16 protein-coding genes are annotated in these 19,628 nt (G+C 74.7%); 8 read left to right on the plus strand and 8 right to left on the minus strand.

Annotated elements, in window-relative coordinates:
* Window positions 1-137: 137 nt before the first annotated feature.
* Window positions 138-2,201, plus strand: coding sequence for a protein kinase (locus ACFVXK_RS18230; RefSeq protein ID WP_389612836.1), 2,064 nt, complete (start codon window positions 138-140; stop codon window positions 2,199-2,201).
* Between the two features lie 2 nt (window positions 2,202-2,203).
* Here ACFVXK_RS18230 and ACFVXK_RS18235 read toward each other — a convergent pair whose 3' ends face one another.
* The 3 genes from ACFVXK_RS18235 to ACFVXK_RS18245 all read right to left on the minus strand — a co-directional run bounded on the left by ACFVXK_RS18235 (window position 2,204) and on the right by ACFVXK_RS18245 (window position 4,680).
* Window positions 2,204-3,538, minus strand: coding sequence for an AMP-binding protein (locus ACFVXK_RS18235; protein ID WP_389612838.1), 1,335 nt, complete (start codon window positions 3,536-3,538; stop codon window positions 2,204-2,206).
* 115 nt (window positions 3,539-3,653) lie between these two features.
* Window positions 3,654-4,037 carry a VOC family protein gene (locus ACFVXK_RS18240; RefSeq protein ID WP_389612840.1) on the minus strand — a complete coding sequence of 128 codons (384 nt, stop codon included), beginning with the start codon at window positions 4,035-4,037 and terminating at the stop codon, window positions 3,654-3,656.
* 10 nt (window positions 4,038-4,047) lie between these two features.
* A complete protein-coding gene (locus ACFVXK_RS18245; RefSeq protein ID WP_389612842.1) occupies window positions 4,048-4,680 on the minus strand; it encodes a TetR/AcrR family transcriptional regulator in 633 nt (210 codons plus the stop codon).
* 74 nt (window positions 4,681-4,754) lie between these two features.
* On the opposite strand from ACFVXK_RS18245, the gene ACFVXK_RS18250 reads away from it, so the two are divergent.
* Complete coding sequence (locus ACFVXK_RS18250; RefSeq protein WP_389612844.1) at window positions 4,755-5,921, plus strand: FAD-dependent monooxygenase; 1,167 nt, start codon at window positions 4,755-4,757, stop codon at window positions 5,919-5,921.
* Between the two features lie 103 nt (window positions 5,922-6,024).
* A complete protein-coding gene (locus ACFVXK_RS18255) occupies window positions 6,025-6,480 on the plus strand; it encodes a nitroreductase family deazaflavin-dependent oxidoreductase (RefSeq protein ID WP_389612846.1) in 456 nt (151 codons plus the stop codon).
* A gap of 19 nt (window positions 6,481-6,499) precedes the next feature.
* Here the strand turns inward: ACFVXK_RS18255 and ACFVXK_RS18260 are convergent, their stop codons facing one another.
* The 3 genes from ACFVXK_RS18260 to ACFVXK_RS18270 are packed head-to-tail and all read right to left on the minus strand — an operon-like array spanning window position 6,500 to window position 12,098.
* Window positions 6,500-8,080, minus strand: a complete 1,581-nt coding sequence (locus ACFVXK_RS18260) for a phytoene desaturase family protein (RefSeq protein WP_389612848.1) — start codon at window positions 8,078-8,080, stop codon at window positions 6,500-6,502.
* Complete coding sequence (locus ACFVXK_RS18265) at window positions 8,077-11,163, minus strand: tetratricopeptide repeat protein (RefSeq protein ID WP_389612850.1); 3,087 nt, start codon at window positions 11,161-11,163, stop codon at window positions 8,077-8,079. The genes ACFVXK_RS18260 and ACFVXK_RS18265 overlap by 4 nt, the downstream gene beginning before the upstream one ends.
* Window positions 11,145-12,098: an oxygenase MpaB family protein gene (locus tag ACFVXK_RS18270; protein WP_389612852.1), complete on the minus strand. Its 954-nt coding sequence runs from the start codon at window positions 12,096-12,098 to the stop codon at window positions 11,145-11,147. Before ACFVXK_RS18270 ends, ACFVXK_RS18265 begins: the two co-directional genes overlap by 19 nt.
* Window positions 12,099-12,424: 326 nt before the next feature.
* Here ACFVXK_RS18270 and ACFVXK_RS18275 point away from each other — a divergent pair, with 326 nt between their 5' ends.
* From ACFVXK_RS18275 to ACFVXK_RS18295, 5 genes are all read left to right on the plus strand, one after another.
* Window positions 12,425-12,838, plus strand: a complete 414-nt coding sequence (locus ACFVXK_RS18275; protein ID WP_389612854.1) for an SAV_915 family protein — start codon at window positions 12,425-12,427, stop codon at window positions 12,836-12,838.
* 16 nt (window positions 12,839-12,854) lie between these two features.
* On the plus strand, window positions 12,855-14,189 hold the full coding sequence (gene lysA / locus ACFVXK_RS18280) for a diaminopimelate decarboxylase (RefSeq protein ID WP_389612856.1): 1,335 nt from the start codon (window positions 12,855-12,857) through the stop codon (window positions 14,187-14,189).
* A 637-nt stretch (window positions 14,190-14,826) separates the two neighbouring features.
* Window positions 14,827-15,264 carry a hypothetical protein gene (locus tag ACFVXK_RS18285; protein ID WP_389612858.1) on the plus strand — a complete coding sequence of 146 codons (438 nt, stop codon included), beginning with the start codon at window positions 14,827-14,829 and terminating at the stop codon, window positions 15,262-15,264.
* Window positions 15,264-16,616: a hypothetical protein gene (locus ACFVXK_RS18290; protein ID WP_389612860.1), complete on the plus strand. Its 1,353-nt coding sequence runs from the start codon at window positions 15,264-15,266 to the stop codon at window positions 16,614-16,616. The genes ACFVXK_RS18285 and ACFVXK_RS18290 overlap by 1 nt, the downstream gene beginning before the upstream one ends.
* 3 nt (window positions 16,617-16,619) lie before the next feature.
* Window positions 16,620-17,084 carry a hypothetical protein gene (locus tag ACFVXK_RS18295; protein WP_389612862.1) on the plus strand — a complete coding sequence of 155 codons (465 nt, stop codon included), beginning with the start codon at window positions 16,620-16,622 and terminating at the stop codon, window positions 17,082-17,084.
* Window positions 17,085-17,088: 4 nt separating this feature from the next.
* On the opposite strand, the gene ACFVXK_RS18300 is transcribed toward ACFVXK_RS18295, so the two are convergent.
* Window positions 17,089-18,279, minus strand: coding sequence for an acyl-CoA dehydrogenase family protein (locus ACFVXK_RS18300; protein ID WP_389612864.1), 1,191 nt, complete (start codon window positions 18,277-18,279; stop codon window positions 17,089-17,091).
* 149 nt (window positions 18,280-18,428) lie between these two features.
* Window positions 18,429-19,628: Ig-like domain-containing protein (locus tag ACFVXK_RS18305; protein ID WP_389612866.1), on the minus strand; the 1,200-nt coding region annotated here is incomplete at its 5' end.

The following is a 19,628-nucleotide window of genomic DNA, read 5'->3' on the forward strand; positions in this document are numbered from 1 at the left end:
CCGCTGGGGAGTCGGGGCGGACCGTCCTCATCGTTGGCAGATGGACAATAGGCGGCTCACGGCATCGCGGGGCCGTCCTAGGGGGAGTCTTGGGCTGGCAAGTCGAGAACACGCCTTCAGCAGTGGGGGAATACCGTGTGGAACGTCGCATCGGCGCCGGCGGCATGGGTGTCGTCTACCTGGCGTTATCACCGTCGGGCCGACACGTCGCCCTGAAGGTGATCCGCCAGGAATTCGCATACGACGGTGACTACCGCGCCCGGTTCCGTCATGAGATCCAGGCGGCGAGGCGGGTGAGCGGGGCGTTCACGGCCCCCGTGGTGGGCGCCGACGCCGAGGCCGATCCTCCGTGGATGGCCACGCAGTACTTCGATGCTCCGACACTCTCGGAACAGGTCGGCAAGGAAGGCCCCCTGGGCGAGGAGGCCATCTGGCAACTGGGGCGGGGCCTGGCCGAGGCCCTGCGCGACATACACCGGGCCGAGCTCGTCCACCGCGACCTCAAACCGAGCAACGTCCTGCTGACGGACGACGGCCCCCGGGTCATCGACTTCGGAGTCGCCCGCGTACTGAACGCCACCCCCCTGACCCGGTCCGGCAGCATCTTCGGCACCATCTCCTTCATGGCGCCCGAACAGCTGAGCACGCCCCACCAGGTGGGCACGGCAGCCGATGTGTTCGCGCTGGGCGGCGTCCTCGCCTACGCCGCGACGGGCCGGGGACCATTCGACGGCGGCACCGGTACCCCTCCCATAGCGGTCGCCATGAAGATCGTCCAGGACGAACCGGACATCGATGGAATGCCGTCACCCCTACGCGCCGTGGTCGGGCAGTGCCTGCACAAGGACCCGGCCGAACGCCCTTCTCCGGCGGAGCTGCTCACCCTGCTCCATGGGAGCGGGGCGGGAACGGCCGGGCCGCTGCCAGGCCCGCCGAAGAGGGGGGCACCCCGGGACGAGGTGCACGGGCGGACCCGGCGACCCAGCAGGCGCACCTCCCTGCTGGCCGCAGGGGTGGTCCTGGCCGGTGCGGCGGTGCCGGTGGTGTGGGCCATCGGTCCGGGAGGAGACCGCGGCGGAGCGAAGGTGACGCCCCCGGCCAGCGCATCGCAGCGGCCGGCAGGCCCGGCCGTCGAACCGGTGGCGGCCCTACGGCCGCAAGGATGGGCGTTGTGGCAGAAAAACTCCACCGACCCGGACAGAAAGCCCGGCCAGCACCCCCAGTGCAGCGGCGCCGGCGACATCCTCCTCTGTAGCACGAACGGCACTGTCGAACGCATCGACAAGACCTCGGGACAGGTCGTGTGGCACGGGAGTGGCGACGTCGTGGAGCTCGCACAGGAGACGGTTCTGGTCTCGGGCAAGGACCGGAGCAAGCTGACGGGACTCGATGCGAAGACGGGCAAACAGCTTTGGTCTGCGGCTATGTCACCGAGTGCTGGTTACGTCCATGTGCACGCGTCAACGGTGGTTCTGATGAACGGCAGCGGGATCGAGCGCAGGGACCTGCGGACCGGGAAGGTGGTTGCGACCAGGTCCATGACCGGCATGGAGTGGTACCTCTTCGAAGGCGAGGACGGCACCCTTCTCCTGCTGGACCGGAGCAGTGACGGAAAGGTGTTCACCACTTCCATCGCAGCCCTCGATCCCGTCACCTTGGCCACCGCGAGGGTGGTCACCACGCTCGAGGGCTTCACGGAAACCCTCGCGGCCGATCGGAACTCCCTCTCGTTCCTCGTCAATGTGATGGACGCACAAGGCCGGAACCGTGTGGGGCAGACCCTCGTCCGGGTCACCGTCGCGGACGGACGGATCTCGCGCGTTCCCCTCCAGGACACTCCGTCGGCCAATGCCTTCGTACAGGGCAACACGCTCTATCTCAGCCGGGCGGACGGCAAGCTGGCCTCCTACGACATGTCGACCGCACGCCAGACGTGGACCGCGGAGACGGGGAGCGACTCGCCTTCCCTGCCCGTCGTCGCCGACGGCCGCCTGTACAGCCTCGCGGACAACGGGCGCATCACCTGCGTGGAAGTCGCCACCGGCAAGGTCCTCTGGCAGAGCGCGGCCCGCCGGGACCTCAATGCACCCATCGGTGGTGGGGGTTTTCAGGACCGCGCGGAATTCACGGTGATCGACCGGATGGTCTACGCGGGGGCCGGCACCGGAGCCGTCTTCGCGATCGCCCCACCCACCCGCTGAACCTAGTCCCCGTCGTCCCGGCGGCCCGTCACCACCAGGGCGCCGTCCGGGGTGCGGTGGGCGAGGTGGGCGGTGCGGAGGTAGCCGTCGGGGGTGAAGGAGCGGGTGTCGCGCTCCGGGGCGTGGTAGTAGCCGCGGACCGTGTGCGGGCCCCGGGTGAGGAGTTCGCCCGTCGTGCCGTCGGGGACCGGGGCGCCCGCGGGGTCGACCAGGCGGGCCTGGTCGTCCGGGGAGAGGAGGCGGCCGTGGGTGGCGAGGGCGGGGGCCGCCGGGTCGGACGGGCGGGTGAGGGTGAGGAGGCCCTCCGGCAGGCCGAAGACCTGCTGGACCTGGCAGCCCAGGGCCGTGCCGAGCCGTTCCGCGACGGTCCGGTCCGGCGGCGCCCCGGAGAGCTGGACGAGGCGCAGCCCGGCAGCCTGCGCCGGATCGGCGTCGAGCCAGCGCCGGGCGGTGTCCTGGGTGAGGGCGGCGACGGTCGCCCGTTCCCGGGCCAGGGCCGGGAGGCAGTCGGCGGGGTCCGGGGTGTCGGTCAGGACCACGGTGCCGCCGGCCGAGAACGCGCCGAGGGCCCCGGGGCCGCCGAGGGCGAGGTCGGCGTCGGCGGGCAGGGCGGCGAGGTAGACGTCCTCCTCGGTGAGCCCGAGCAGCTCCGCGGCGGCCGTCACCTGGTGGGCGTAGTCGTTGTGGGTCCGCGGCACGAGCCCGCCGGTCCCCGAGGGCAGCAGGAACGCCACCCGGCCGGCGTCGAGCGGGAGCGCCGGGTACGGCGGGGCGTCGAGGGAGGCCAGGGGGGCGTACTGGCAGTTGGACGGGTCGGTGGTGAGGCCGCCGTACGGGGACTCCGTACCGGGCGTCTCGTAGGTGAACACCCGCCGCAGGAAGGGCCACTCGGCCGCGATCCGGGCGGCCATCCCCGTGTGGTCGAAGCCCTCGTGGGTGGCGGGGCCGACGTAGCCGACGGCCTGGGTGAGCCGCACGAGCTCGGGCACCTCGGGCTCACGGCAGGAGAGCGGGCAGAACACGGGGACCAACCCGGCCCGCATCAGGGCGAAGGCGACGACGTGGAACTCGGGCACGTTCGGCAGCTGGACGACCACCCGCATCCCGGGCCGCAGCCCCCGCCCCCGGAACCCGGCGGCCATCCGGTCCACGCGCCGGTTCAGCTGGGCGTACGTGAGCCGGGTGGCGCCGTGCACGAGCGCGGTGCGCGGCCCGTACTGGAGGGCCCAGCCGCGCAGCAGGTTGTCCAGGGTGTTGCCCTGCCAATGGCCGGCCGCCCAGTAATAATCGACGAACTCCTCCGGCCAGGGCGTACACCCGTCGAGCATCGAAGCCATGCGCCTGCCCCTCCCCGTTGATCTTGCCCAGCCAAGCCCCCCGCCCCCGGCCCGGGCAATGCGCGGTCCCGACCAGGGAGGCCGGCCGGCTTCGGCGGAACGTCCAACGGACGGCTCAGGCGGATTCGCGGATCAGGCAGAACGGGTGGCCCGCCGGGTCGGCGTAGACGCGCCAGCCCTGGGCGTCGGGGGTGGCGTCGAGGAGGGTGGCGCCCAGGGTGAGGACCTCGTGTTCGGCGGCGTCGAGGTCCGGGACGGCGAGGTCCAGGTGGGCCTGCTGGGGGTGGGCGGGGTCGGGCCAGCGCGGGGGGCGGTGGTCGGTGACCCGCTGGAAGGCGAGGACCGCGCCCGTGGGGGTGTGGAGGGTGGCCCAGTGGTCGTCACAGGTCCAGCGGCGGTCCGGGCGGTTGACCTCGCCGCCCAGCAACGCCCCGTAGAACCGGGCCAGTTCCAGGGCGTCGGGGCAGTCCAGGACCACGCACTGCAGTTCGGCGATCATGACCGGGATCCTAGACGGAGGAGTCCAGGACCGCATCGAGCATCCGGCGGACGGTGGCGGTGAGTTCGGCCGGGTCCGGGGCGGGGCGGGCGTGGGCGAGGGCGCCGGCGAGGCGGTCGTAGAGCAGGCCGTCCGTCCAGGCGGCCAGCAGCTCGGCGCTCTCCTGCGGGTCCGGCGCGCCCAGCGCCGCCAGGACCGCGGCCGCCCGGGCCCGCACGGCGAGGCCCGCCTGCCTCAGGTCCGGCTCCAGTTCCGGGTTCCGCGCGGCCTCCAGGCTCAGCTCGAAGCGGGCCAGTTGGCGTGCGCGGCCCGCCGTCAGCCAGTGGTGCAGGAGTGCGCCGAAGGCGCGGGCGGCGGTGTCGCGGTCGGTCGGCAGCTCCAACGGGCCTTCGGAGACGTTCAGTTCGGCCAGGCGGCGGTAGCAGGCGGCGATCAGGGCGGTCCGGGTGCGGAAGTAGTACGAGGTGCTGCCCGCCGGGAGCCCGGCGGCGCCGTCGACGGCGCGGTGCGTGAGGCCGCGCAGGCCGGAGGAGGCGACGAGGGCGATGGCCGTGTCCGCGATCAGCGTCCGGCGGTCCGGGGCGGGGGCGGACGTGGGGGTGGGGGTGGGGGTGGAAGCGGCGGGGGGTTCCTCGGTGGACATGGCACCACTCTACAGCTGTAGAGTGAGCGGCGAGCCCTCTACGGATGTAGAGGCCCGAAGCAGGAGGCCGTGCCATGTCCGTACGCCAGCGCCATGCCGTCGTCGCCGGAGCCGGGATCGGCGGTCTCACCGCCGCCCTGGCCCTGAGCCGTCAGGGATGGAAGGTCACCGTGTGCGAGCGGGCCGACGGGCCCACCGCCGTCGGCGCGGGCATCGTCCTCGCCCCCAACGCCCTGCGCGCCTTCGACGCCATCGGCTTCGACCCCACCTCCGGCACGGGAGGCGCCCCCGCGATGGCGATGGGTCTGCGCCGCCCCGGCGGCGGCTGGCTCAACCGGGCCGACCCCGCCGCCCTGGCCGCCCGCTTCGGCCGGACCCCGCTCGCCCTGCACCGGTCGGCGCTGACCGCCGCGCTGGCCGCCGAGCTCCCCGAGGGCGCCCTGCGGTACGGGGCCGCCGTCACCGCCGTGGACGAGGCCGACGGGCACGCCGTGGTCCGCACCGCCGCCGGGGACCTCACCGCCGACGCCGTCGTCGCCGCCGACGGCATCCACAGCCCGCTGCGCCGCCGCCACTTCCCCCGCCACCCCGGGCTGCACTACTCCGGCGAGACCGCCTGGCGCGCCGTGCTGCCCGCCGGGGCCGCGCCCGCGGGCATACCGGCCGCCGAGACCTGGGGGCGCGGCGAGCGCTTCGGAACGGTCCCCCTCGCCGGCGGCGGCCTGTACGCGTACGCCACGGCCGTCGTCCCCGAGGGGTACCGGCCCGCCGACGTCCGCACCGAACTCCTGCGCCGCTTCGGCGCCTGGCACCATCCGGTCCCCGCCCTGCTGGAACGGATCGACCCGGCGCAGGTGCTCCAGCACGACCTGTACGACCTCGCCGCTCCGCTCCCCCGGCTGCACGACGGCCGCATCGCCTGGATCGGCGACGCCGCGCACGCCATGACCCCCAACCTCGGGCAGGGCGGCTGCCAGGCCGTCGAGGACGCCGTCGTGCTGGCCCACCTCCTCACCCGCCCCGACGTGCCGGCCGCCCTGGCCGCATACACCCGGGCCCGGCTCGCCCGGACCGACGCCGTCCGGGTCCGCGCCCGCCGGGCCGGCCGGGTCGCCGCCCTGCGGCACCCGCTGGCCGTCGCGGCCCGCGACCTCGCCTTCCGCGCCCTCCCCGCCGCGGCCTCGCTGCGCGCCCTGGACGACCTGTTCGACGGCTTCGCCCTGCCGGAGCGCGCCGGATAGCGGCCGGACGGGCGCGGAACGGAATGCGCGCCGTGCCCGGGGGCGTTGAGTCTCGTTGTCGGGGATGTCGACCGTTCATACGAACGAACTCAGGGAGAACGACATGACGAGCGCCATCGACTGGGACCACCCCTCCGACCCCAAGCCGGGCAGCTGGCAACTGGACCACCTGCGGCAGTACGTGGACTCGAACGGCGCCGAGGGGCACGAGTGGCGGGGCACCCGCACCCTGCTGCTCACCACCGTGGGCCGCGTTTCGGGCAACCCCGTACGGACCCCCCTGATCTACGGGGAGGCCGACGGCCGCTACCTCCTGGTCGCCTCGAAGGGCGGCTCCCCCGAGCACCCGCTGTGGTACCGGAACCTGACGGCCCACCCCGAGGTCCGCATCCAGGTCGGCCCCGAGGTCATGCAGGGCACCGCGCGGACGGCGACCGCCGAGGAACACGGCGCGTACTGGCCCGTCATGGTCGGCGAATGGCCCGACTACGACGAGTACCAGACCAAGACGGACCGGGCGATCCCGATCGTGGTCATCGAACCGGTCCGGCCGAACTGACGGCGACCGGCCGCCGGGGTCAGCGGTCCAGGAGGGCCATCGCCGCGTTGTGGCCCGGGATCCCGCTGACCCCGCCGCCGCGGGCCGCTCCCGCCCCGCACAGCAGCACGTTCGGATGCTCGGTCTCCACGCCCCACCGGCCCCGCTCCCCGTACGGCCAGGACAGGTCGCGGTGGAAGATGTGCCCGCCGGGGAGGCGCAGTTCCTGCTCCAGGTCCAGCGGGGTCTTCGCCTCGATGCAGGGCCGGCCGTCGGCGTCGAAGGCCAGGCAGTCGGTGAGCGGTTCGGCGAGGTGGGCGTCGAGCTGGGCCAGGGTGGCGGTCAGCAGGACCTCCCGGGTCTGCCGGTTGTCCTTCTCGAACAGCCGGGCCGGCGTGTGCAGTCCGAAGAGGGTGAGCGTCTGGCAGCCCTGCTGCGTCGGTTCCGGCCCGAGGATCGTGGGGTCGGTCAGCGAGTGGCAGTAGATCTCCGAGGGCGGTGCGGACGGGAGCTCACCGGCGGCGGCCTCGGCGTGGGCGCGCCGGAGCTGTTCGTAGCCCTCGGCGATGTGGAAGGTGCCGGAGAAGGCCTCGCGGGGGTCCACCGAGGCGTCGCGCAGCCGGGGCAGCCGGCGCAGCAGCATGTTGACCTTGAACTGGGCGCCCTCCGGGGCCCGCAGGACGGGGTCCGGGGCCTCCCCGAGGAGTTCGGCCAGCGCCTTCGGGGAGGCGTTGACCAGGACGGCGCGCCCGACGACGGTCCCCTCGCCGTGCGGCGTCCGGAAGGTGACCTCGGCCGGGGCGGTGCCGTCGGTGTGGATCCGCAGCACCTCGTGCCCGGTGGCGATCTCCGCGCCGCCCGCGCGGGCGGCGTCGGCCAGCGCGTCCGTCAACGCGCCCATGCCGCCGACGGGCACGTCCCAGTCGCCGGTGCCGCCGCCGATGACGTGGTAGAGGAAGCAGCGGTTCTGCGCGAGGGACAGGTCGTGGGCGTCGGCGAACGTGCCGATCAGGGCGTCGGTGAGGACCACGCCCCGGACCAGGTCGTCGGCGAAGCGCTCCTCCACCGCCCGCCCGAGGGGCTCCTCGAACAGCATCCGCCAGGCCTGCTCGTCGTCGATCCGGGCCCTCAGTTCCGCACGGGTGGGCAGCGGTTCGGTGAGGGTGGGGAAGACCCGTTCGGCGAGGCGGCCGGTGGTGGCGTAGAAGGCGCGCCAGGCCTCGTACTCCCGGTCGGAGCCGGTGAGCCGGGCGAAGGACTCCCGCGTCCGGGCCTCCCCGCCGCCGACGAGGAGCCCGCCGGGGCGGCCGTCGCGTGCGTAGGGCGTGTACGAGGAGACCGTGCGCCGGCGCACCCGGAACCGCAGCCCGAGATCCCGGACGATCTTCCCGGGGAGCAGGGACACGAGGTACGAGTAGCGCGAGAGCCGGGCGTCGACCCCGGCGAAGGGCCGGGTGGAGACGGCGGCGCCGCCGGTGTGCCCGAGCCGTTCCAGGACCAGGACGGATCGGCCCGCGCGGGCCAGGTAGGCGGCGGCGACGAGGCCGTTGTGGCCGCCTCCGACGATCACCGCGTCGTACACGTCGTGCGCGAATCCCGTGGAGCCTGCGTCAGCGGTCATGGCTCTTGGTAACACACCTGGCCCAGCCGCTCCAGACAGTGCGCCTCGTCGGCGTGGGCGAGCACGGTGTCCGGGTGCTCGTCGCCGAGGGAGCGCTCGCGGATCCCGGACAGCTCCCGGTAGACGGGCAGCGCCTGGTCCCAGCGGCCGAGCCGGCCGAGGCCGACGGCCAGTTCGCGGCGGCTGACGAGGGTGTCCGGGTGCTCCGCGCCCAGCGCCTTGGCACGGGCCGCACCCACCTCGCGGGCCTCGGCCACCGCCTCCTCCCAGCGGTCGAGGCGGCCCAGGTTGACGCCGAGGACGTGCCGCGCCCGCAGGGTCTCCGGGTCGGCCGCGCCGTAGGCCCGGGTGCGGTCGCGGACCAGGGACCGGAACAGGTCGAGGGCCTCGGCGGCGCGGCCCGTGCGGCCGAGGGCGATGCCGGTCTCGTAGCGGGCGGCGAGGGCGTCGGGGTGGTCCCGGCCGAGGACGCGCTCGCGGGCGGCGGCGACCTGGCGGAACACGCTCAGCGCCTCGTTCCAGCGGCCGAGGCGGCCGAGGGCGTAGCCGACCTCGTAGCGGGTCAGGAGGGTGTCGACGTGCTCGGGGCCGAGCACGGCGGTGCGGTCGGCCGCCACCGCGGCGGCCGCCTCGTGGGCCTCGGCGTGCCGGCCGAGGGCGCCGAGGGCGCAGGCCAGGTTGTGGCGGCAGCGCAGGGTGTCGGGGTGGAGCGGGCCCGCGGTGCGGATCCGGGCGGCGAGCACCGTGCGGTACCTCTCGTAGGCCTCTCCGTGGCGGCCGAGGCGCCCGAGCTCGTACGCCTCCTCCTGGTGGGCGGCCAGCGTGTCGGCGTGGTCGGGGCCCAGCACGCGGGCGCGGCCCTCCGCCACGGCGGCGTACACGGCGAGCGCCTCCTCCGGGCGGCCGGCCCGGCTGAGGGCGAAGGCGCGGATGTGCCCGGCGTCGAGGGAGTCGGGCCGGCCCGGGTCGGTCGGGGCGTGGGTGCCGACCGGCCCGTGGGTACCGGTGAGGCGGGGGTCCTCGGCGGGGGCGGGCCGCAGGATCCGCTGCTCGCCCGAGGCCCCGGCGCCGAAGGGGTACCCGCCGTGTCCGGGCCCGCCGAGCGGGTCCGGCCCGGGGACGACGGCGAGGCCCGGCCCGGGGGCCGCGCCGAAGCCGTTCCCGGAGGCGGTGCCGTGGCCGGACGGCCCGGGCGCCGGGTACGCCGTCGGGCCGGCCCCCGGCACGGAGGCGGCGCCGGCCGGGCCGGGCAGGGCGGGGTACGCGGCGTCGCCGGACCCGGACGGCCCCGGGACGGCCGCGGACCCGGCGGGGTGGCCGGACAGGGGCAGGGACGCCGTACCGGACGCGGGCGCGCTCACCGACCCCGGAACGGGACCGTTCCCCCCCTGCCCACCCCCGCCCCCGGGGTACCCGGCACCGGACGCGGGGTGCCTGCCGGGGGCGGCATGGCCACCGGAGACGGGGTAGCCACCGGAAGCGGGGCCGCTGCCGGACGCGGCGGAGCCACCGGACACGGAGTGACCGCCGGAGGCGAGGTGACCGCCGGAGGCGAGGTTGCTCCCAGAAGCCGGGCCGCTGCCGGACACGGGGTGGCCACCGGACACGGGGTAGCCGACAGAGGCGGGGCCACCGCCGGAAGCGGGGCCACGGCCCGAAGCGGGGTGGCCGCCTGAACCGGCGGGGCCGTCAGCCACGGGGAAACCACCGGACACGGCGTGCCCACCGGAAGCGGCGTGGCCGCCCGGAACGGCGGAGTCGCCGGACCCGGAACGGCTGCCGGGCACGGCGCGCCCACCGGACCCGGAAAGACCACCCGCCCCGGAGAGACCGCCGGACACAGCGTCCTCGACGGACCCGGAAGGCACATCGGACACGTCATAAGCACCGGCCCCGGAAGGACCGCCGGACATGGCATAACCACCCGACCCGGCAAGACCACCGGACACGGCATAGCCACCCGACCCGGCAAGGCCACCGGACGCCGACGCGCCGTCCGCCCCCGCGGTGCGGTCAGGCGGTGGCAGGTGCCCGGCGGGGGCCGGGAGGCCGGGCGGTGGCACGGGGTGGTCGCCCGTGGGGCGGCGGGGCGCCGTCCAGGAGCCGGTGAGGACGGCCCACTCCCCGCTGGCCGGGCGGGCGTCGATGCCGGCCTTCCGCCCGGCGGTCATCCCCTCGGCCCACGCCGGCAGCGGGGCCTGGACACGGCCCGCCCCACCCGGGCCGAAGCGGGCGTCGACCAGCCGCCGGTGCAGGTGGCGGGCGTCTCCGGGCCGGTCCTCGGGGCACTTGGCCAGCAGGTCCAGCACGATCCGCTCGAAGTACTCGGGCAGCTCGGGCCGGTGGTCGCGGGGCGGCACGGGCGCGGTGTCGCGGTGGCCTACCAGCACGGACCAGGAGTCGCCCACGTCGAACGGCGGGGCCCCGGTGGCGATCTCGTACAGGACGCAGCCCAGGGAGTACAGGTCGCTGCGGTGGTCGACCTCGCCGCCCGCGATCTGCTCGGGCGACATGTAGTGCGGGGTGCCCATGGCCATCCCGCCGCCGGTGAGCTTCGCGGTGAAGCCGATGTCGGCGGCCAGGCGGGCGATGCCGAAGTCGCAGATCTTCACCGTGCCGTCCGTCAGCCGCATGATGTTGGCCGGTTTCAGGTCCCGGTGGACGACGCCCTGGTCATGGGTGTAGCCGAGGGCGGCGGCCATCTGCTCGGCGATGTCGAGGACCACGTCGACGGGGAGCGGGCGCGCCTCGTTCTCCTCCATCAGCTGGCTCAGGTTGCGGCCGTCGAGGAGTTCCATGACCAGGTAGAGGGGACCGCCGGCGGCGCTGTCGTCGCCGAAGTCGTGCACGACGGTGACGCCCCGGTGCTGGAGGGAGGCGGCGACGCGCGCCTCGCGCCGGAACCTTTCGCGCAGCACCTGCGTGAAGTGGGCGTCCTGTTCGGCGCCGACGGGCTTGAGGCACTTCACGGCGACCTGCCGGCCCAGCGATTCGTCACGGGCGCGCCACACCTCGCCCATGCCGCCGCGCCCGATCAGATCGAGTGACCGGTACCGGCCCTGGATCAGTCTGGACTCCGCCATGTCTTGAAGCCGCCCCCGTCATCGTGCCCGTCGTCGTATCGCGCCCTCCCCGGCCGGTCCAGTATGGCCGCTGACTTACGCAGTGTGTACGCGGAGGGGCGGCTCCCGGGGCCCAGTCGGCGCATCGCTCTCAAGATGTGACCTGGAGGCAGCTGCCAGCGTAGACCTGCGGGAATGGTGCGCAGCACGCGGCCCGTGAGACGCAGGCGCCGGGTGACCGTGAGTGAGGGTGGTGCGGGGCGGCCGTACAGCTGGTGCGCCCAGCCGGGGAGGGAGCCGTAGGCGAGTCCGGCGAGCGGTCGCCACAGCAGGTTTCGGCCAGGTACCAGCAGCGGCGAGACGGGCGGGGAGCGCAGGAAGTCGTCCACGGCCCGGGCGTCGGTCCCGGCGGCGAGCCGGGGGCGGACCCCCTCGAAGTACGCGGCCAGCTGCGCGGTTCCGGCGGGCGCGACGGCCGGGTCGAGGCCGACGAGGCGGGCACCCACGCGGTTCTCGTCCACGTAGCGGTCGGCCTGGGCGGCGGTGAGGGGGACGCCGGACCGGCGCAGTACGTGCAGGAAGCTGTCGATCTGGGCGCAGTGCACCCACAGGAGGAGTTCGGGGTCGTCGACCGGGAACCGTTCGCCCGTGTCGGGGTCGGTGGCGGACAGCCGGCGGTGGATGGCGCGCACATGGGCTCCGGCCCGCTCGGCGGCCTCCGTGGTGCCGTAGGTGAGGGTGCCGACGAAGTCGGCGGTGCGCAGCAGCCGGCCCCAGGCGTCCTCGGCGAAGGCGGAGTTCTCCATCACCCCGCGGACGGCGCGCGGGTGGAGGGCCTGGAGGTAGAGCGCGCGGACCCCGGCGATCCACATGACCGGGTCGCCGTGGCACTGCCAGGTGACGGACCCGGGTCCGTACAGTCCCGGGTCGGCGTCCTCGTACGGGGTTCCGCTCATCGCCCGCCTCCCGCGGGGAGCCTACCCAGCCGGGCGCGGGTCCGACCGTCCCCGGCCCGGCGCGGCGCGAAACCGCCGGGCGGCGGCGGGCGGGCGGCACGAACGGGGGCGGGCGCGGCGGACGGCGCGGGGCCCTGGCGCGGGCGGACGCGGGCGACGGGTGTCAGCGGTCCGTCAGGACCGGGCCGGCCGGCGTCAAGGTCCCGTCAGGGGCCGTCGGCGGGCGGCCCGGCCCGGGGATAGCTTCGGTGGCGCGCCCCGGACCGCCTCCCCGCAGCCCGGGGCACCCTGCCCGTCCGTCATACGTGGATCCCCTGGAGGACCCCATGTGCCTGTTCACCTACGAAGACGACCCCGAGCCCGAGGAACGCGTCCCGGCCGGACCCCTGTACGTCCCGGTCCGGCCGGGTACCGGGGAGGTGGCGGTGCGCCTCTTCCGCACCCCGCTGGGCGCGCGTACCGCCGTCGGCTTCACCCGTGCGGAGCGGCTCGCCGCCGTGCTCGGCGCGGGGCACCCGTGGATCCGGCTCTCGGAGGCGGCGCTGCGCGCGCTGGCCGAGCCGCTGGGGGTGGCCTCGCTGACCGTCGACCCGACCCTGACGGCCCCGGCGGCCGCCCCGACGCGGGCGGCGGGCGCGGTACCGGCCACGGTCGCGGTCGCGGACACAGGAACGGTCGCGGGCGCAGGTGTGCGCGGGGCCGGGGCCGTGGCCCCCGGGACGTCCGCCCGGACCGCGTGAAGGGGCCGGGACCGTCATGACCGTCGACGTACTCTCCGAGGTCGCGGCGGACGCCGACGACCTCGGTGTGTGGCCCGCCTCCACGGCCCGGCTCCCGGACGGCGGCCTGGCCGTCGGCGGGGTGTCGCTGGCGGAGGTCGCCCAGCGGTTCGACACCCCCGTCTACGTCCTGGACGAGGGCGAGGTGCGCGGCCGCTGCCGTACCTACCGGGACGCCTTCCCCGACGCCGAGGTGCTCTACGCCGCCAAGGCGTTCCTCTCCCGCGCGATGGCGCGGTGGGTGTGCGAGGAGGGGCTGGGCCTGGACGTGTGCTCCGCCGGGGAACTGGAACTGGCCGTCACCTCGGGATTCCCGCCCGAACGCATCGTGCTGCACGGCAACGCCAAGTCACCCCGGGACATCTCCTCCGCGCTGCGGCTCGGGGTGGGCCGGATCGTGATCGACAGCACCTCCGAGATCGCCCGGATCGTGGCGGCCGTGGCCCCCGGGGGGCGCCAGCGGGTGCTGGTGCGGGTGGTGCCGGGCGTGGCGGCGGGCGGCCACGAGAAGATCCGTACCGGTACGGAGGGCCAGAAGTTCGGGCTGTCCGCCGGCGACGGGAGCGCCCAGGCGGCCGTGGCCCGGATCCTGGACCAGCCCCGGCTCGAACTCGCCGGGCTGCACTGCCACATCGGCTCCCAGATCACCGCGGTCGACGCGTACCTGGTGGCACTGGGCCGCATGGTGGAGCTGATGGCCGCCGTGCACGAGGCGCACGGCGCCGTGCTGCCCGAGCTGGACCTGGGCGGCGGCCACGGCGTCGCCTACCGGCCCGGTGAGTCGGCGCTGGACCTCACCGCCCTGGCCCGGGAGCTGCGCACCGCCCTGGTGGACCGCTGCACGGCAGCCGGCCTGCCCGTGCCCCGGCTGACCGTGGAGCCCGGGCGGGCGATCGCCGGACCGGCGGGGGTCGCCCTGTACCGGGTGCTCGCCGTCAAACGCTCCGGCGGGAAGCTGTTCGTGGCCGTGGACGGCGGGATGAGCGACAACCCGCGGCCCGCCCTGTACGGGGTGCGCTACGCGCCCCGGCTGGTGGGCCGGCACTCCCCGGCGGGCTCCGCGACGGCGACCGTCGTCGGCCGGCACTGCGAGGCCGGCGACGTCCTGGCCTCCGACACCGAACTGCCGCGGGACGTCCGCCCGGGCGACCTGCTGGCCGTACCCGTCGCCGGCGCCTACCAGCTGTCCATGGCCTCCGGCTACAACATGGTCGGCCGGCCGCCCGTGGTCGCCGTCCACGAGGGCGCGGCCCGGGTGCTGGTCAGGCGGGAGACCCTGGAGGACTTCCGCAGCCGGGACGTCGGCGTCTGAGGCGGCCTCCCCCCGCACACCGGCCCCGCGGGCCCCCTCACCGGGGACGCCCGCGGGGCCGTTGCGGTCCCCGGACGCACGTGAGCCGCCCGGTCCCGGTATCCCCACACCGGAGCCGGACGGCCCTTGTGACGTGCGACGGGTGCCGGGCCGCTCGGTCGCCTCGTTCCGGTCCCCCCACGGGCCGGATTCCGCGCCCTCGCACGGGGTGCATGCCCCGCCGTCGGCCGTGCGCCGCGGAACTGCCATTCCGCGCTCCGTCGCCCCTCCAGTCTCATGCCGCCCCGGACGTCCCCCTGACACCCTTGACGCGTTCCTTCCGTTCGTTCACCGATCCTTGACGCGCCCTTGATGATGGAGCCCGGCACGGGGCGGGGCGGGGCAGGGCGGAAAGAGTCCGTCCACTTCTCGCGGATCCCGATTGTGCGGTGCGCGGCACGGGGACCGCTCCTCCGCATCCTCGTAAAGGACTCTTTCCGCCCTTCCATGGAACCACCACCGGTCCGCCCCTGCCAGGGATGCCCGCCGCGAACGACCCGGGACCACGGCTCCCACCCGGCCGACCGCCCGCCCGACGAATTGACGCCCTGTCACAGAACCCTCCGGCGACGTCAGTCCGGTGTGCGAGGCTGGGGAAATGACGTTCGAATTCGAAGCGGAGTGGGCCCGGGCGAAGGGGGAGGCGGCCATGCGCCTCGCGTCGGCCGGACCGCAGCCCGCACCCACTCCCCAGCCGAGCCCCTCCGCGTCCCCGCACGCCGGAGACGCCGACCTCGGCCTCGTCGACGACCGCGTCCACCGCAAGGCGTCCGGCATCCGTACGGCGAACGCCCACGCCCGGGGCAAGTCCACCCTCGACGACGCCGAGGCCGTGGGCCGCGTCCACGCCGGCTGGGCGGCCGGACCGGCCAGCGACGACTGCGTGGGCGCCTGGCAGCGCAGGCTCCGGGAGCTCGCTGACCTGGTCGACGGCGCGGCCGACGCCCTGACCGAGGGGGCGAACGCCCTCACCGGCCAGGACCAGGCGATCGGCGCCTCGCTGCGCGCGGCCGGCGGCGTGCTGGAGGACGTCTGATGGTCTCCGTACCCGAGCTGAGGCAGGCCGACCCGGGCAAGTGGCGCGCCGCGGCCGACGACGCGGTGGCCGTGGCCAAGCAGTGCGACGGCCTGGCCACCTACGCCCGCGAGGACGTCGCCCGCACGGTGAACCGCTGCTGGGTCGGCGAATCGGGCCGCGCCGCCACGGAACGCTTCGTGAAGCACGCCGACGACTACGAGACCTCCGCGCTGGCCCTGCGCGCGATGGCCAAGGTCTACGACGACCTGGCGGAGGTGATCACGGCGGCGCAGCGGGACCTGAACAGCGCCCTGGACTACGCCCGCTCGCACGACCTGAAGGTCGACGACAGCGGCCGGGTCCAGCTGACCCAGCCGGTGATGGTGCCTCCGGGCAGTACGGAGCACCTCGAACCGGCGAACCACGCACAGGGGATCATCGTCGAGGCCCTCCGCCAGGCGACCCAGGCCGACACGGAAGCGGCCCGCGCCCTGCGCACCGTCGAGGGCCTGACCGCGATCTCGGACCCGAAGCTCGCCAGGGAGGCCCTGACTCCGGGTTCCCCGCTCGCCGTCGCCCTGGCCCTGTCGGGCGGCATCGACGGCCTGCATCCGGTCAACGTCTCCCCGGCGCAGTTCGCGGCGGTCAACCGGGCCGCGGCCGAGACGGGCATCAGCCGGAAGCTGCTGCTGGCGATCCTGTGGCAGGAACAGCAGTGGTACCAGAACTTCAGCCCGAGCCTGACGGGGCCGTTGCCGGTGACCGGCCGGGTCTTCGACTGGACGCTGCAGCAGACCGTCAAGCCGGACAAGTCCCTCGGCATCACGCACATGAAGCCGGACACGGCGCGGGACGTGATGCATCGGAACCAGAGGGCCTTCACCCTGCCGGACGGCACCTTCCTCGGTGATCTCGGAGACGCGGAACTGACCAAATACATCGAGGAGAATCCCGACGAGAACATCCGGATGAGTGCCTACCACCTCAAGAACCTGCATGAGAACCCCTACGGGGCGAGGACCGACAAGCAACTCTTCACCCTCTACGCGGCCGACACTCCGGGGGTCCGAGAACTGAACGAGCAGTACGGCGACGAATCGGACAACCGTGGCGGCGACATCAGGACCCGGGGCCGGAACTGGGACAAGGTGGAGCCCCACCTTGACGACGCGATGAGCTGGTACGCGTTCACGGACGAGGAGCGAGCCACCGCCATACGCCAGCTGGAGTCCCAGACCCCCGCCGGACACCACCTCTCCGTCGATCCGATCTACGGTGGGCCGCACATGGGCGTGGGAACCGGTCCCGCGGAACCCGGCACCCCCTCCCCCGGCCCGGGGCCGGCCCCGCAGCCGCCGAGGAGCAACTGACCCATGCATAGAAGGAATCCGTTCCTGCTGCTGGCCCTGCTGCTCGCGCTGGGCGGCTGTGGTCTCGTCGGCGGAGACCGGGGGCCACGCCCCCGGACACCGATGCCGAGCCAGGTGCCGACCGGCCCTGTGTACACGTCGGTCGATGACGTGATCAGCGCCCTCGGGAAGGGCGGCTTCGACTGCAGGGTGGTCCTGCGCAACGAGAACAAGTTCGGCTCGGACGCCACTTGCGAGGTGCAGCACCGTCAGACGACCGTCACGAACGAGATCTCCGTGCTGAGTACGGCCCGCTACAGCCGGGACGAAGTCGGTGATTCGATCGCTACGGGGCGCCGCGTGTACGGGCACACCATCGTCGCCGCCGGCAACTGGTTCATCTGGGTGCGGCCCGGCGTCTACGCCCACGACATGGCCGCCGCCCTCCCCGGCGCCGTGGTCCTGGAACCCCTCCCGAAGCAGAAGTAACAGGTCAGCGGCGGACCCTCGGCATGCCCAGGCCGATCCAGGAGATGATCTCGCGCTGGATCTCGTTGTTGCCGCCGCCGAAGGTGAAGATCACGGCGCTGCGGTAGCCGCGTTCGAGTTCGCCGTGGAGAACCGCGCCCGCCGAGCCGTCCTTCAGGGCGCCCGCCGCGCCGACGACCTCCATCAGCCAGGCGTACGCGTCCCGGCGGGCCTCGGAGCCGTAGACCTTGACGGCGGAGGCGTCCTGGGGGGTGAGGGTGCCGGACTGGACGGCGTTCACCATCTGCCAGTTGAGGAGCTTCATCGCGTCCAGCCTGGCGTGGGTGCGGGCCAGGCGGGCCCGTACCCAGGGCAGGTCGATGACGCGGCGGCCGTCGGCGAGCTTGGTCTCCGCCGCCCAGCGCTGGACGTCGTGGAGGGCGCGGATGGCCATCGTGCCGTGGGCGGCGAGGGTGACGCGCTCGTGGTTGAGCTGGTTGGTGATCAGGCGCCAGCCCTTGTTCTCCTGGCCGACGCGGCGGCTCGCCGGGACCCGGATGTCCTCGTAGTAGCTGGCGGTGGTGTCGTGCGAGGCGAGGGTGTTGATCAGGGTGCAGGAGTAGCCGGGGTCGGAGGTCGGGACCAGGAGCATCGTGATGCCCTTGTGCGCCGGGGCGTCCGGATCGGTGCGGACCGCGAGCCAGACCCAGTCGGCGGTGTCCCCGTTGGTGGTCCAGATCTTCTGGCCGTTGACCACGTAGGTGCCGGTCTCCTCGTCTCCCTCCCGGACGGCCTTGCAGGTCAGGGCGGCGAGGTCGGTGCCGGCGCCGGGCTCGCTGTAGCCGATGGCGAAGTCGATCTCGCCGGAGAGGATCCGGGGGAGGAAGTACGCCTTCTGCTCGTCGGTGCCGAACTGCATCAGGGTCGGCCCGACCGTGTTGAGCGCCATCAGCGGGAGCGGGACGACGGCCTGCGCGGCCTCGTCGAAGAAGATGAACTGGTCCATGGGTGACATGCCGCGCCCGCCGTACTCCTTCGGCCAGCCGACGCCGAGCCAGCCGTCCGCGCCGAGGCGGCGGATGGTCTCGCGGTAGAAGCGCTTCTGCGCGGCCGGGTCCTCGTAGCGGGCGTAGACGTCCTGCGGGACGAGCTCGGCGAAGTAGGCACGCAGTTCGGCGCGCAACTGCTGCTGCTCGGGCGTGTATTCGAGGTGCACGGCCCCTCCGGGATCCTCGCGGTCCAGCCGGTCGCTGCGAACGGCGGCGGTCAGAGTAGAACCCGTTACAGGAATAGGGAAGGGGGGCGGGGGGACGACCCCGCCCCCGCCGGTCCGGGCCGGCAGGGGCGGGGCGGACGCGGCCGGGGTCAGTCCGTCGGACGGCACTGGCCCGTGCGCGGGCCGGTCGCGGTGGTGCCGGTCTGGAGCAGGTCCGGGGCGTTGTCCTCGCAGCGCAGCGGGCCGGTGACCCGGTTGGCACGGAACGCGGGCGCCAAGGCCTCGGGGAGCGGTCCGGTCCCGCTGTTGCCGGTGATGCGGACGGCGCCGGTCACGCCGTTGGCCGACACCTCGACCCCGCCGGTGTCGGCGTCGACCGTGAGCGGCCCCCGCAGGGTGTTGCCGGCGCAGGCCGCGCCCTCGCGGTCCGAGCCGACGACCACCGGGCCGGTGGAGCGCTGGACGGTGACCGGGCCGGTGAGTTCGGAGTGGCAGATCGTCAGGGCGAGGGCCCCGTCGGCGGAGACCGGGCCGGTGAGCCGGGCGCCGGTCACGGCGAGGGCGCCGCCGGGCCGGACGGTGACGGGGCCGTTCTGGCTGCCGCCGGCGCCGACGCAGACGGCCTCTCCGGCGGCGACGGTCAGCGGGCCCTGGTGGGCGGTGGTGAGGCAGGGGCCGCTGAAGCCGACGGTGACCTCGGTGGGGCCGCCCGTCGCGGCGGGGGTGAAGGCCCCGTCCCCGGAGTAGCGGGCGGTGAAGGTGTGGCCGGTGGGCTGGAGGGTGCCGGTGCGCAGGCTGGCGCGGCCGCCGTCGAGGGTGGCGGTGCCCAGCGGGGTGGTCCCGTCGAAGAAGGTGACCTCGCCGCTCGGGGTGCCCGCGGCCGGGTTCGCGGGGGCGACGGTGGCGGTGAGGGTGACGGGCCGCCCGAACAGCGGGGTCGCGTCGTCCACGGCCACGCTCACCGAGGCCCCGTACCGGAAGGACACGACGGCCGCACCGTTGCCCCGGCGGACGCCCTGCGCGAGGGTGACGGCCGTGGCGGAGGGCGCCGCGTAGCTGCTGCCCCCGCCGCCGCCGGCCCCGGACAGGTTGCCCGGGTTGCCGCCGCCGGAGCCTCCGCCGCCGGCGAAGTACCCGCCGCCTCCCCCGCCGCCGCCGGGGCCGCCGGCCCCGCCGTTGCCGCCGGTGCCGCCGCTGCCGGGGTTGGGCAGGCTGGTGTACTGGTCGATGTCGCTGCCCGCGCCTCCGGGGGCGCCGTAGTTGGAGTTGCGGGGGCCGCCCGCCCCGTGGGCGGACTGGGTCGCGCCGCCGCCCGCGAGGCCGGAGCCCTCGGGGCCGCCGCCCTGGCC

Source organism: Streptomyces sp. NPDC058157, from assembly GCF_042884105.1.
Taxonomy (GTDB): domain Bacteria; phylum Actinomycetota; class Actinomycetes; order Streptomycetales; family Streptomycetaceae; genus Streptomyces.